12 protein-coding genes are annotated in these 12,536 nt (G+C 57.7%); 9 read left to right on the top strand and 3 right to left on the bottom strand.

The annotated features are described in order from the left end of the window. Window positions 1–7 precede the first annotated feature (7 nt). The 8 genes from AC0V6N_RS02670 (at window position 8) to AC0V6N_RS02635 (ending at window position 8,488) form a co-directional block, all read left to right on the top strand. Window positions 8–1,519, top strand: a complete 1,512-nt coding sequence (locus tag AC0V6N_RS02670) for a lipopolysaccharide biosynthesis protein (RefSeq protein ID WP_486172410.1) — start codon at window positions 8–10, stop codon at window positions 1,517–1,519. A gap of 50 nt (window positions 1,520–1,569) precedes the next feature. Further along, window positions 1,570–2,247: a hypothetical protein gene (locus AC0V6N_RS02665; protein ID WP_486170047.1), complete on the top strand. Its 678-nt coding sequence runs from the start codon at window positions 1,570–1,572 to the stop codon at window positions 2,245–2,247. 123 nt (window positions 2,248–2,370) lie between these two features. Continuing rightward, window positions 2,371–4,188: a vWA domain-containing protein gene (locus tag AC0V6N_RS02660; protein ID WP_486170046.1), complete on the top strand. Its 1,818-nt coding sequence runs from the start codon at window positions 2,371–2,373 to the stop codon at window positions 4,186–4,188. A gap of 85 nt (window positions 4,189–4,273) precedes the next feature. Further along, entirely contained in the window at window positions 4,274–4,876 is a 603-nt protein-coding gene (locus tag AC0V6N_RS02655; RefSeq protein WP_486170045.1) for a hypothetical protein, read from the top strand. Between the two features lie 76 nt (window positions 4,877–4,952). Beyond that, window positions 4,953–5,324, top strand: a complete 372-nt coding sequence (locus AC0V6N_RS02650) for a response regulator (RefSeq protein ID WP_486170044.1) — start codon at window positions 4,953–4,955, stop codon at window positions 5,322–5,324. Between the two features lie 109 nt (window positions 5,325–5,433). Beyond that, entirely contained in the window at window positions 5,434–6,651 is a 1,218-nt protein-coding gene (locus tag AC0V6N_RS02645) for an acyl-CoA dehydrogenase (RefSeq protein ID WP_486170043.1), read from the top strand. A gap of 182 nt (window positions 6,652–6,833) precedes the next feature. Beyond that, a complete protein-coding gene (gene maiA, locus AC0V6N_RS02640) occupies window positions 6,834–7,481 on the top strand; it encodes a maleylacetoacetate isomerase (protein ID WP_486170042.1) in 648 nt (215 codons plus the stop codon). Further along, on the top strand, window positions 7,478–8,488 hold the full coding sequence (locus AC0V6N_RS02635; protein WP_486170041.1) for a fumarylacetoacetate hydrolase family protein: 1,011 nt from the start codon (window positions 7,478–7,480) through the stop codon (window positions 8,486–8,488). The genes maiA and AC0V6N_RS02635 overlap by 4 nt, the downstream gene beginning before the upstream one ends. A 56-nt stretch (window positions 8,489–8,544) precedes the next feature. On the opposite strand, the gene AC0V6N_RS02630 is transcribed toward AC0V6N_RS02635, so the two are convergent. From AC0V6N_RS02630 to ald, 3 genes are all read right to left on the bottom strand, one after another. Next, window positions 8,545–8,916, bottom strand: a complete 372-nt coding sequence (locus tag AC0V6N_RS02630) for a cupin domain-containing protein (RefSeq protein ID WP_486170040.1) — start codon at window positions 8,914–8,916, stop codon at window positions 8,545–8,547. A gap of 41 nt (window positions 8,917–8,957) precedes the next feature. Continuing rightward, a complete protein-coding gene (locus AC0V6N_RS02625) occupies window positions 8,958–9,656 on the bottom strand; it encodes an alternative oxidase (protein ID WP_486170039.1) in 699 nt (232 codons plus the stop codon). Between the two features lie 95 nt (window positions 9,657–9,751). Next, window positions 9,752–10,834 carry an alanine dehydrogenase gene (ald, locus tag AC0V6N_RS02620; RefSeq protein WP_486170038.1) on the bottom strand — a complete coding sequence of 361 codons (1,083 nt, stop codon included), beginning with the start codon at window positions 10,832–10,834 and terminating at the stop codon, window positions 9,752–9,754. 139 nt (window positions 10,835–10,973) lie between these two features. Here ald and AC0V6N_RS02615 point away from each other — a divergent pair, with 139 nt between their 5' ends. After that, window positions 10,974–12,428 (top strand): NAD-dependent succinate-semialdehyde dehydrogenase, encoded by a 1,455-nt coding sequence (locus AC0V6N_RS02615; RefSeq protein WP_486170037.1) that lies wholly within the window; start codon window positions 10,974–10,976, stop codon window positions 12,426–12,428. Window positions 12,429–12,536: the final 108 nt, after the last annotated feature.

Genomic DNA, 12,536 nt, shown 5'->3' with positions numbered 1-12,536 from the left:
CGATGATATGGCTACGCTTGCCAAAGGCGGGCGGACAAACACTTTGGGCTTTATTCTGCGTTTGCTGGGCGGCATCCCGTTCCTGTTTGTCGGCTTTCGCCTTTATGGCGTGGACGAGATGGGGCGCTTTGCTGCCGCCTTTGTCGTCATCGAGATTTTCGCACTCATCTGCGCTATGGGTGAAAAACGCGGCCTGGCGCAGCGATTGACCGAAGGGGCAGAGGAAGACGGAGAGCGCCGCGTAAATCTGGTCTTTGACGGAATGCTCGCCTCGCTGTTTTTCTCGGCGCTTGCATGCACCGTGCTGCTGATTTTCCCGGTGATCATCTTCCCCAGCGGCACAAACAGCGAATACGATATGTGGATGATCGCCGCGATCCCTGCTTTCGCGCTGACTGAGATCCTGCTCGCCGCCCAAGCTTACAAATACGATATTGAAACCACCGTCCGCGCGCGCGCTGTCGTTGAGCCGTGGACCAAGTCGATCCTTGTTGCCGCGTTCTTCTTTGTCCCCGCGCTGGCCAGCGGAGGCATTGCGCTCGCCTTCCTTGCCTCGATCTATGCCGCGTTCTTCACTGCGCTTTACTCATTCCTCGAAACCTATGGCATGCCGAGCGGCTGGCGACCGCGCCCCAAATACCTTGCCAAAATGACCTCGCGCGCGCTGCCTTTGGTGGGCGCGGATGTTATTGAGCGCGGCACTCGTTTGCTCGATGTCTTCCTGCTGGGCCAAGCGACCTCGGCTGCGACCGTGGGCATTTACTGGTTCGCAAAGGAAGTCGTCAGCCTGCCGCAAAAGCTCAAATCCTCGTTTGAGCCGATCCTAGCGCCCGTCATCACCAAGAACCTGAAAACCGGCAATATGGAAGCCATTGCCAACCAAGTGCGCCAGGTCGGATTTTGGATCATTGCGCTTCAGTTCGGCATCGCGCTGATGCTGGTTATTCCGGGCGAAGCGGTAATGGGCCTTGGCGGGCCGCAGATTGTGGGGGGCACAGGCGCGCTGGCGATCCTGCTCGCCGCCGAAGTGATCGCATCGATGGCCGTTATTGCAGAAGGTGTACTGGTCTACATCGCGCGCAAACGGAACCTGCTAATTTCTGTCGGCGTGATCGCGTTGCAGGGCATTCTCACCATCACCTTCATCCTCCTCGCCAAGCATTGGCAGATGGACGAAGGGTTCCAAGCAGCAGGCGCGGCATTGGCACTGTTCGTTGCGCTGGCGCTTTCATCTTTGGTGAAAGCAGTCGTGCTCAAGACACTGCTTAAAGCCCCCGTATCCAATTGGCGCTGGGCGCTGGTTTATGCGGCGGCGCCCGCGGTGGTGGTTGGTTATGGCTTTACGTTCCTGCCCGAATGGGTGGAGATTGTGATCGGTGGCCCAGCCATTCTTGCAGTCTACCTCTTCGTCATTTGGCACCGCGGTTTTGGTGAGGAGGACAAAGTGCTGTTCCGCAAGAATGTGGTTCCTGCCGAAGTCAGCGAAACCCCTGATCCAGAGCCAGAACAGCAGCGTTGACCGCCCGATTGCGCGCGCTTAGCTTCTTTCCTCAAACGAGGACGCTGGCTATGAACTTCTCGACCCCGGCACGCTGGATTGCAGCTAGTTTCACCTTTGCTTTGGCCGTCTCTGCCTCTGCCCAGTATCCTGCGGTAAGCGAATATGCCGACCCTGCCTATCAAGCGATCAGCGGGGAGGACGCGATTGCAGCCTGCGATCAGTATGCGGCGCACCCGCTCGATCCGTTGAAGCCCGAGGGTGTCGAAGGCATTGCCAATGACGCGGAGATCGACGTGATGAGCGCCTATCTCTATTGCCACAAAGCTCTGATTGCGGATCAAACCAATCCGCGCGTACTGTTTCAATGGGGCCGTGCCAATCAGTTGCGCAACCCTCGCACTGTCGGCCAGCCGCGCCAAATGTACAGGCTGGCTTATCGCGGAGGATCAGAAATCGCGGGCGTCTATCTCGCCCGCCTCCCGCCGGAGAAAAGCTGGGCTGAATTGCGCGCCGAAGTGCAAGCAAGCATTGCCCGGATGCGCGGACAGCAGCGGGGTCGGCCAATGACCGGCGCGGAGCGTGATGAGATGCTAATCGGCAGCATCCTGACCATCGGTTCGGTCGCCCTTCTACGCATTTTAAGCGGCGAATCGACATGGGGGGACAACGAGTGTTCAGGCGGTCACATGATCGACGTGAACACTCACGAAGTGCTGTGCAATGGGCTGGTTGTGGGTTCGTATTGACCCTGAATTTGGCGCCTCAAACACCTCTTTCCAAACGACATTTCAGTGACCTTACACGCGCGTTCAGTCGCGATTAACGGCGCGGGGCAGACCCTTGGGATGGGTCAATAAAGGGGACTTCAAATGCGTGTTCAACGTGGTGGATTGAAACTCACTGGCGTCATCGCCCTCACTCTGGTGATTGCAGGGTGCGCTGATCAGGCGAGCAAGGTTGCAAGCACCGGTAATGCTCCGGGTACGACAAGCGAGGCGCCGCCGCCGCCTCCTCCACCACCTCCTCCTCCGCCGCCGCCTCCGCCACCCGCTGAAGCTGGTGAGAGCATTGTCGTCACGGGAACACGAGTGCAGCAGCCAAGCAATATGCAGTCGCCTGCTCCGGTGGTTGTCGTGTCGAACGAGTCGGTGGCGTCCGGCGCGGTGGCGGCAGATGCCTCCAGTTCTCTGGTCCGCAGCCGCACAGGTGCTGTTCGCGGCACCCCGCCACCACCCGGATACATCGTGCCGCCAGTCGTAGTCCCAACCGATCCGGGGCGTGAGCAATATGATGGTGAGGAAGTCTCACCGGTCAAACTTGCCAGCGCAGAGCCGGTCAGCACGTTCAGTGTGGACGTTGATACAGGTGCGTATTCGAACACCCGCCGGTTCCTCAGCCAGGGGCAATTGCCTCCCTCCGCCGCTGTGCGGACCGAGGAGCTGATCAACTATTTCCGCTATGATTATGACGCGCCGCGCAGCCGCGATGTGCCTTTCAGCGTCAACACCGATGTCGCCAAAACGCCGTGGAACGACAACACGTATCTGATGCGTATTGGCCTTCGCGGATACGATATTGAGCGTGAAGAACGCCCTTCGGCGAACCTTGTATTCCTGATGGATGTGTCGGGTTCAATGAACCGCCATGACAAGCTTCCGCTGGTCAAGACCGCTTTGTCTGGGCTTGCCGGGGAGCTTGGTGAAAACGACAAGGTCTCCATCGTCGTTTATGCAGGCGCTGCTGGCCTTGTGCTTGAACCCACCAACGACACCCGGGCCATCCGCCGCGCGCTGGATGAGCTTCGCGCAGGTGGTTCGACTGCAGGCGGCGCTGGCATCGCGCTGGCCTATAACATTGCCGAGGACAACTTCATCGAAGGCGGCGTGAACCGCGTGATCCTTGCCACCGATGGTGACTTCAACGTCGGCATTTCGGACCGTGATGCGCTGGTCGATATCATTGAGAAGAACCGCGATCGCGGCATCACGCTCACCACGCTCGGCTTTGGTCAGGGCAATTACAACGAAGCCCTGATGGAGCAGATCGCCAATCACGGTAACGGCAATTACGCCTATATCGACAGCGCTCTGGAAGCGAAAAAGGTGCTGGTTGATGAAATGGGCTCCACCCTCTTCACCATCGCCAAAGACGTAAAGATCCAGGTAGAGTTCAACCCGGCTGTGATCAGTCAATACCGCCTAGTCGGCTATGAAAATCGCGCCCTTCGCGAAGAAGACTTCGACAATGATGCGGTGGATGCAGGCGACATCGGTGCGGGCCACCAAGTGACCGCAATCTACGAAGTTGTGCCCGCTGGCACCCAAGGCTGGATCGCGCCGCGCCGCTATGAAGACCAGCCTTCGGGTGAAGCTATGCGCCGCGCTGCAGAAGCCGCTCACGTGAAGCTGCGTTTCAAGCTGCCCGATGGTGACACATCGCGCCTGATCGACACGGTTGTGATGAGCGATGACCTGATGGCAGCACGCGCGCCCCGCGGTGACTTCGCCTTTGCCGCATCGGTGGCCGCCTATGGTCAACTGCTGCGCGGTGATGAGCTGATGATGGGCTACACCCACGAAGATGTGAGCGAGCTTGCCGGGCGTCAGAGCAATTTCTGGCGGCAGGAGTTTCTTGAGCTCAATTCGCTCGCTGGCAGCCTGCAACCTGCTTCACGTGGCGGCGGCTAAACCGGTCATCCACAAACCCGATTGAGATTAAACGCGCCCGCCTGCTAAAGGCCGGGCGCGCTTTTCTTTTGATGGACTTCACACAATGACACCTGAGCAAACTCAACTCGCCGTTCTGGTCGGCATCGGCCTTGTGGTTCTGGCCCTGCTGATCTGGCTGTTCCTGCGCGCCAATCGCAAGGCGACAGTCATCCGTGATGAGAATTCTGGCAAGGATGTGCTGGATGAAGGCGCTGCGCCTGCCGCTCGCAATCAGGCGTTGATTGATGCACCTGTCGGCGTTGCGCAAAATCTGGGGCAAACATCTGCCAATGCGACCTCTGATCTGGTGGCTGCTGCAGGAGCGACCGCCGATGCTGAAGCAGGCCCGAGCATTACGCCCACAAAAGCAGCGCCGCCTGAACTGGCAAAAGCTGCACCCGAACCAGCTCCTACCCCGTCAACCGAAGCTGACGATCTGCGCCAGATCAAAGGGCTTGGTCCAAAGCTTGTGACGATCCTTGCCGAGCAAGGCATCACCCGGTTTGAGCAGATCGCGGCATGGACAGATGCTGACGTCGAGAGGGTCGATGCGACCCTTGGCAGATTTGCAGGCCGTATCACTCGCGATCAGTGGGTCGAACAGGCCAAACTTCTCACATCAGGTGACAATTCCGGTTTCGATGAAAAATTCGGTCGTAACGGATGAGATTGTTGGAACAATACTGCCAGACCTGTGTTAGAGGAGTTGTGGGATCATAATACGAATTTAGTTTGGGGGTATTATGAGCCACAAAATCCTGGTTGCCGAAGACGAAATGATCATCGCTTTCGACCTGTGCGAAACGGTCGAAGAGGCGGGCTTTGAAGTCGAAGGTCCACATTCGGGTATCTCCTCGGCCATGTTGGCTTTTCAAAAGGAGAAACCCGATCTGGCGATCCTCGACATCAGTCTAAACGATGGCAATGTGTTTCCGCTCGCACGCAAGCTAGCCGATGAACATGTTCCGCTGATTTTCCATTCGGGGCAACATAGCCATGAAGAAGTCGCCGAGCACTTTCCCGAGGCTGTGACGCTACAAAAACCGTGCCCACCAGCCGAGATGATCAAGGCCGTGAATACGGTGCTTGAAGAATGCATGGCTGCGGCTGACTAACGCCGCTCTTCGTACCTCTCCTGAGACGCCCGAAAACCAGCAATTGACCTTGCGGGAAAAGGCGAAGCCTGCGAAAGCTAAAGGCTAAACAAGTTTCAGGAGCAACTAAGTGCACGCCCCCGCCAGCCCCGCCCTCGCATCAGCCGGTCTTGTCCCGTTTAATTGGGAAGACCCGTTCGATCTCGATGGCCAACTGACCGAAGACGAACGCATGATCCGCGAAGCCGCACACGGCTTTGCACAAAGCGAACTGCAACCGCGCGTGATCGAAGCGTTCCGCAACGAGGTGAGCGCGCCAGAACTGTTCCCGCTTATGGGACAGGCAGGTCTGCTGGGTGCGACAATCCCTGAAGAATATGGCGGGGCCGATGCCTCTTACGTCTCATACGGCTTGATCGCGCGCGAGATTGAGCGTGTCGATAGCGGTTATCGTTCAATGGCCAGCGTGCAATCCAGCCTCGTGATGCATCCGATCTATGCCTATGGTTCAGAAGAGCAGCGGCAGAAATACCTGCCCGGCCTTGCGAGCGGGGAACTGATCGGCTGCTTTGGCCTGACAGAACCTGATGCGGGATCAGACCCTGCGGGCATGAAGACCTATGCCAAAAAAGACGGTGACGGATATGTCATCTCAGGCAGCAAAACGTGGATTTCCAACTCGCCTTTCGCTGATGTTTTTGTGGTTTGGGCTAAGTCAGAAGAGCATGGCGGCGGCATTCGCGGCTTTATCCTTGAAAAGGGGATGGAGGGCCTTTCCGCGCCCAAGATCGAAGGCAAGATTTCACTTCGCGCATCCACTACCGGCATGATCATGATGGATGAAGTGAAGCTGCCAGCCGACGCTCTGCTGCCCAATGTTCAAGGTTTGAAAGGCCCGTTTGGCTGTCTCAATCGCGCGCGTTACGGCATCAGCTGGGGCGCTTTGGGAGCGGCGGAATTTTGCATGCATGCTGCACGCCAATACGGACTAGATCGCAAGCAGTTTGGCCAGCCATTGGCCGCAAACCAGCTTTATCAAAAGAAGCTCGCCGACATGCTCACAGACATTGCGCTGGGCTTGCAAGCCTCGCTCCGTGTGGGCCGTTTGATGGATGAAGGGCGATTTTCACCCGACATGATTTCGATCGTGAAACGCAACAATGTCGGCAAAGCTTTGGAGATCGCGCGCGAGTCCCGCGACATGCATGGCGGCAATGGCATCAGCGAGGAATATCAGGTGATCCGCCACGCGGTGAACCTTGAAACGGTGAACACTTATGAAGGCACCGCAGACGTTCACGCACTGATCTTGGGCCGCGCCGTGACAGGCATTGCGGCGTTCGGATAAGGGGCACGGAAGAGACTAGAACCGCTTTCCTACAGGGCGGCCGAAAACTATAAGAACCCGATGACTGCAAAAGACACGATTTTTTCAAAGAAAACAGGTGCTTTTGTGGAATTTGGGCAGCGAAATTTTTTACCCCAGGACCGTGTAACATGCGGTCCATGTCTCGGGTTGGAGAGGCCTTGATGAGACTACATGGCTACTACCGCAGCTCGACCAGCTATCGCCTGCGCATCGCGCTTGAGCTGAAAGGGATCGTTTACGAGCAGGACCCGGTGAACCTGCTCGAAGCTGCGCAGAAGGACGCAGCCTTCACCAGCCGCAACCCGTTCGCCAGCGTGCCCATGCTTGAAGCTGACGGCCGCGACCGGGCTCAGTCCATGGCGATGATCGAATGGCTGGATGAAGCCTATCCCGAAGCGCCGTTGCTGCCTGCGGACATAGAGGATCGCTACACCGCGCGCGAACTGACCTATGCCATCGCGACCGAACTGCACGCCCCGCTCAACCTGCCGGTGCTCAAGTACCTGAAGGAGCCATTGGGCCACTCGCAACGTGTGATCGACCACTGGTATCGCCACTGGCTCAAACGCACGCTCGACCCGGTTGAGAAACGGTTGAAGCAGTTGGGTACCGGCAGCTTCCTGTTCGATACGCCCGGCATGTTTGAAACGATACTGATCCCGCAAGTCTACAACGCGCGCCGGTTCCACTACGATCTGACACTGCATCCGCGCATCACCCGGATAGAGGCGGCCTGCCTTGCCCTGCCCGCCTTCCAGCGCGCGCATCCTGACAACCAACCCGACAATCCTGAAAAGAGTAAGACATGAAGCTAGCCACCCTCAATGACGGCACCCGCGACGGTAAGCTGGTCGTCGTGTCAAAGGACCTCACACGCTGCTGCGCGGCAGGCTACATCGCGCCAACACTGCAAGCTGCGCTGGACGATTGGGAACGCATCGCGCCTGAGCTTGAGGTGCTGGCCCGCGATGTTGAGCATGAGGCGGTACCATGCGAGCGCTTCCACGAACGCCAAGCGCACTCGCCCTTGCCGCGCGCCTATCAATGGGCAGACGGCTCAGCATACATCAACCACGTTGAGCTGGTCCGGCAAGCGCGCGGCGCAACCGTGCCAGAGAGCTTCTACTCCGATCCGCTGATGTACCAAGGTGGATCTGACACGTTCCTCCCCCCACGCGCCGACATCCCTTTGGGCGACACGGCATGGGGCTGCGACATGGAAGGCGAAGTCGCTGTCATCACCGATGATGTGCCTATGGGCGTGAGCACTGAGGACGCGGCGGGTCACATCAAGCTGATCATGCTGGTCAACGATGTGAGCCTTCGCGGACTGATCCCGGGTGAACTCGCCAAAGGGTTTGGCTTCTTCCAGTCCAAACCCTCCAGCGCGTTCTCTCCCGTATGCGTAACGCCAGACGAGTTGGGCGATGCTTGGGCCGACAGTCTCGTCCACTTGCCGCTAATGGTCGACTACAATGGCGAGCCGTTTGGCCGCGCAAACGTAGGCGTGGACGCAACCTTCAACATGGCGCAGTTGGTCGCTCATGCAGCCAAGACCCGCACGCTGGGATCAGGCGCGATCATCGGTTCAGGCACAATCAGTAACAAAGGCGAAGATGGCGGCCCGGGCAAACCCGTGGCCGATGGCGGCTTAGGCTACTCATGCATTGCCGAGATCCGCATGATAGAAACGATCCGCGATGGCGAGGCAAAGACACGCTTCATGGCGCCTGGTGATACGGTGAAGATCGAGATGCGCGACGCTGACAACCACTCGATCTTCGGCAGTATCGAGCAGAGCGTCGTGCAGGTCTAAAACCGCTTTCCTACAGTCGAGCGCGGCGATACCAACGTTGCTGCTCTTTCAAACTGTCAAACCTCAATTGGCGTGAAAGCCGTGTCAGTGTCCCCTGTATTGGGCGTGCCTTCTGCGTCCATGATCAACAGCTTCACTTCGCCTAATCGTGCGCAGGGGCGGTGCTCAGTACCTCTGGGTACAACGATCATATCGCCTTCATGCATATGCTCAGTACGGTCGCGAAACTCCATGTCGAGCGTGCCTTCGACGACCAGAAACAGCTCGTCTGTATCAGGGTGGCTGTGCCAGTGAAATTCGCCCTCCACCTTGGCAAGGCGAACCTCATTACCATTGTATCGTGCGGCTAAACGCGGTGCCCAGTGGTCTGAGAACGTGGCGAACTTGTCAGAAAGGGTGATCTTAGTGGGAGAGTTTGAGCGCGTCATGCCCACGAGTTTGGGCTCGGTGCCAACGCCACGTCAAGCTCTCACGCGCCGTCGAGCTTGCGCCTGCGTTCCCGCTCTCCAGTGCGGCGCTCGTCAAGTGCATCGACAAAGCCATGGTTCACGTCGCGGTGCTCGGCCTCATCAGCGCGCACGGCTATGATAACATCGCGTAAAGTGGAGTTTGTTGGAAGCTGCCAATAGTCGATCGCGATCTGCGGTGCAGGCACATTGGGGTGACGACCGGCGTCCACTTCGTCCAAATAGCCAGTGTAGCTAATGACGGCTTCCTCTTCGAAATAGCCGACCACGCGGTGCGCGGTGCGGGGCGCGAATAGGTAGAGCCAGAAGTAGAAATTGTAGAAGATCAACTGGACGGTAATGATCAAAGCACGCTCGAACCAATTGGGCTGCGCGATCTCGATAAAGGTCATGAGGTGCATCCGCTCATTCTCTGCCTCATCGAGCAGCACGCGGATCCAGCCATCATCATCGCGCATCCGGCGAAGCGCACGCAGATGCTGCCAAAGACCGCCGACCATGCCGGGCACGGCAGCCACAGTTTCCAGCACCACAGCGCGGTGGCCATAACGCCTGGCAAAGAACGCATCGGCAAAGAAACGCAGCAGCTTGACGAAAGAAAACGCGATACGGTCGCTCATCCCTTGAGGTGGGACATGAGCGGTCAGATCGGCGTCATAATTGACCTGACGAACAAGCGGTTGAGTATCAATATGCTGCATTTCTCAGGGCCTTTTGGTGTCGCAATGCATGTAGCGATTCACACCCAAGAATACCCGCGAAACACACACATCAAGTGTTCGATTGCGTGCAACAATCAGAAGCCAAGGCTCTCCGATACTGCAGAATTCACAATCTTGCCTTTGTGCACATTGAGGCCAAGTTTGAGGTGCGGATCAGCCTCACACGCCGCAATACCCTTATTCGCTAATGCCAATCCAAACGGCAGAGTTGCATTGTTCAACGCATAGCTCGACGTATGCGGCACAGCGCCGGGCATGTTGGCAACGCAGTAATGGATGATGTCGTCGACCAGATAGGTCGGCTCTGCATGGGTGGTCGGCTTGGACGTCTCAAAGCACCCGCCCTGATCAATCGCCACATCAACCAACACAGCGCGGTGCTTCATCAGGCTAAGCATATCGCGGCTGATCAGTTTTGGCGCGCTCGCACCCGGGATCAGCACGGCACCGATCACAACATCAGCCTCGGTAATGGCGTGTTCGATCGTACCTGCATTGGAATAGCGGGTTGTTGCTCGCCCTTGGAACATATCGTCTAGTTCGCGAATACGAGGAAGCGAGCGGTCGAGTATTTCAACATTAGCGCCCAGCCCCACAGCCATGCGCGCCGCTTGCGTGCCGACAACGCCGCCGCCGATCACAACCACCTTTGCGGGGAGCACTCCGGGAACGCCGCCCATCAGGATGCCGCGTCCGCCATGCACTTTATGGCTGGAATGCGCGCTCGCCTCGATAGAAAGGCGACCTGCGACCTCGCTCATTGGGGCAAGCAATGGGAGCGATCCATCGGGCGCTGTCACAGTCTCATAAGCAACAGCAGACACGCCGCTTTCCATCAGGCCGCGCGCTTGCTCAGGGTCTGGCGCAAGGTGGAGATAGGTGAACAGGATCTGCCCTTCGCGCAATTGCACCCATTCGCCGGGCTGTGGTTCCTTGACCTTCACCACCATATCGGCACGCGCGAAGACTTCCTCAGCGGTATCGACGATCTCTGCGCCGATGCTCTGATAGTCCGCATCGGTCTTACTGATGCCAAGCCCAGCACCGGTTTCAACGATAACCGAATGGCCCGCAGCGACATATTCGCGCGCAGCCTCTGGCGTCAGACCGACGCGATATTCGTGGTTCTTGATTTCCTTGGGAACGCCGACGAGCATGATTCTCTCCTGAGGAATGAGGGAGACATCTAATTACGCGATGCGAAAGAAAGTTTCAATTGCAACAAATAGTGTTGCAATCCCTCAATGGCTTTGTGAGGGAGTATCCAACACACCATTCCAAGCGAGGAGAGCGCTCATGACCACTTATCCCACAGTGAAAATGCTGATCGGCGGCGATTGGGTGAGCGATGGCGGCGATGGCACAATGCCGGTCATCAACCCTGCGACAGAGGCGGTGTTGGGCCAATGTCCCAAAGCCTCGAAAGAACAGCTCGACGCAGCTTTGGCTGCTGCTGACGAAGCTTTTCCCAAATGGGCCGCAACACCGGGGGCGACACGTCACAAAATCCTCTCGGGCGCTGCGCAATTGCTGCGCGACAGAGCAGAAGACATCGCCCGCATTGTAACACTGGAAGAAGGCAAACCCCATGCACAGGCCTTGGGCGAAACGGTCGGCGCGGCTGATCTGATCGACTTCTTGGCGGAGGAAGCCAAGCGTCAAGGTGGCCGATTGGTCCCAGTGCGCAGCGCGAACCTGCTTGAACAACGGGTGACACAGGAGCCGATTGGCCCGGCCATGCTTTTCACCCCATGGAACTTTCCGATCAATCTGCCCGCGAAAAAGCTTGCCGGCGCACTGGCGGCGGGTTGCCCGTGTATTATCAAACCTGCAGAAACAACGCCGGTATCAGCGCAAATGCTGGTAGAATGCTTTGTTGATGCAGGTGTGCCCGCAGGCGCAATCAACTGCGTCTATGGTGACCCAGCGATGATTTCAGAGCATCTCATCACCGCTCCTGCCACGCGCAAAGTCAGCTTCACCGGATCTACAGCCGTAGGCAAGCAATTGGGTGCACTCGCAGCGCAAGGCCTGAAACGATTTACCGCTGAGCTGGGTGGTCATGCGCCCGTTGTCATCGGCGAAAGCGCGGATTTTGAGCGCACAATTGCTGCTTGCGTTGGCACTAAATTCCGCAATGCGGGGCAGGTTTGCGTCTCGCCAACGCGCTTCCTTGTTGCACGAGGGATCTATGACAAATTCGTCAGTGAATTCGCCTCACGCTCACAGGACCTCAATATCGGCGATGCGAGCAGCGATGACAGCGTGACAATGGGCCCACTTGCGCATGCTGGCCGAGTTGCAGCCATGCAAGATTTGATGGGTGCGCTTGGCGGAGAAGCTGGCGAGATCGTCAGCGGCGGCGCTGTGGTGGACAGTTCCAAAGGTTACTTCTTTCAGCCTACCGTGGTTGCCAACCCCTCGCCCTCAAGCCGTCTAATGACCGACGAACCGTTTGGCCCCGTGGCTGGCATTGTCCCATTTGACGATATTGAGGACGCCGTGCGGATCGCGAATTCGCTGCGCTATGGTTTGGCTGCTTACGCCTTCACCGCAAGCCTTGATGAGAGCCATTATCTTGGGGGCTCGTTGAATGCCGGCATGGTTGCGATCAACCACTTTGCAGTTGGCTCACCCGAAACCCCCTTTGGCGGGATAGGTGATAGCGGGTTTGGCTCAGAGAGCGGTGTGGAAGGGTATCTAGGCTACACCCAAACGAAGCTCGTCACGGTAGCAAAATCGGCGCCGTGATTGACCAAACGAGAAGTTCAATCAGCCGTTAGAGATCAAACGCGCAAGACGACCGAACAGCGACCTCTTGCGAGGCATTGGACGAATACGGCCGTAACGTGCACGGCG

Source organism: Erythrobacter sp. S57(2025) (assembly GCF_057365055.1).
Note: the sequence above shows the minus strand (reverse complement) of the source record. Positions and strands in the feature narration are given on the sequence as shown.

Excerpts from the sequence above, each read along its gene's own strand:
- AC0V6N_RS02670 (WP_486172410.1), top strand. The coding sequence starts at position 8 with ATGGCTACGCTTGCCAAAGGCGGGCGGACAAACACTTTGGGCTTTATT.
- AC0V6N_RS02665 (WP_486170047.1), top strand. The coding sequence starts at position 1,570 with ATGAACTTCTCGACCCCGGCACGCTGGATTGCAGCTAGTTTCACCTTT.
- AC0V6N_RS02660 (WP_486170046.1), top strand. The coding sequence starts at position 2,371 with ATGCGTGTTCAACGTGGTGGATTGAAACTCACTGGCGTCATCGCCCTC.
- AC0V6N_RS02655 (WP_486170045.1), top strand. The coding sequence starts at position 4,274 with ATGACACCTGAGCAAACTCAACTCGCCGTTCTGGTCGGCATCGGCCTT.
- AC0V6N_RS02650 (WP_486170044.1), top strand. The coding sequence starts at position 4,953 with ATGAGCCACAAAATCCTGGTTGCCGAAGACGAAATGATCATCGCTTTC.
- maiA (WP_486170042.1), top strand. The coding sequence starts at position 6,834 with ATGAGACTACATGGCTACTACCGCAGCTCGACCAGCTATCGCCTGCGC.
- AC0V6N_RS02635 (WP_486170041.1), top strand. The coding sequence starts at position 7,478 with ATGAAGCTAGCCACCCTCAATGACGGCACCCGCGACGGTAAGCTGGTC.
- AC0V6N_RS02630 (WP_486170040.1), bottom strand. The coding sequence starts at position 8,916 with ATGACGCGCTCAAACTCTCCCACTAAGATCACCCTTTCTGACAAGTTC.
- AC0V6N_RS02625 (WP_486170039.1), bottom strand. The coding sequence starts at position 9,656 with ATGCAGCATATTGATACTCAACCGCTTGTTCGTCAGGTCAATTATGAC.
- ald (WP_486170038.1), bottom strand. The coding sequence starts at position 10,834 with ATGCTCGTCGGCGTTCCCAAGGAAATCAAGAACCACGAATATCGCGTC.
- AC0V6N_RS02615 (WP_486170037.1), top strand. The coding sequence starts at position 10,974 with ATGACCACTTATCCCACAGTGAAAATGCTGATCGGCGGCGATTGGGTG.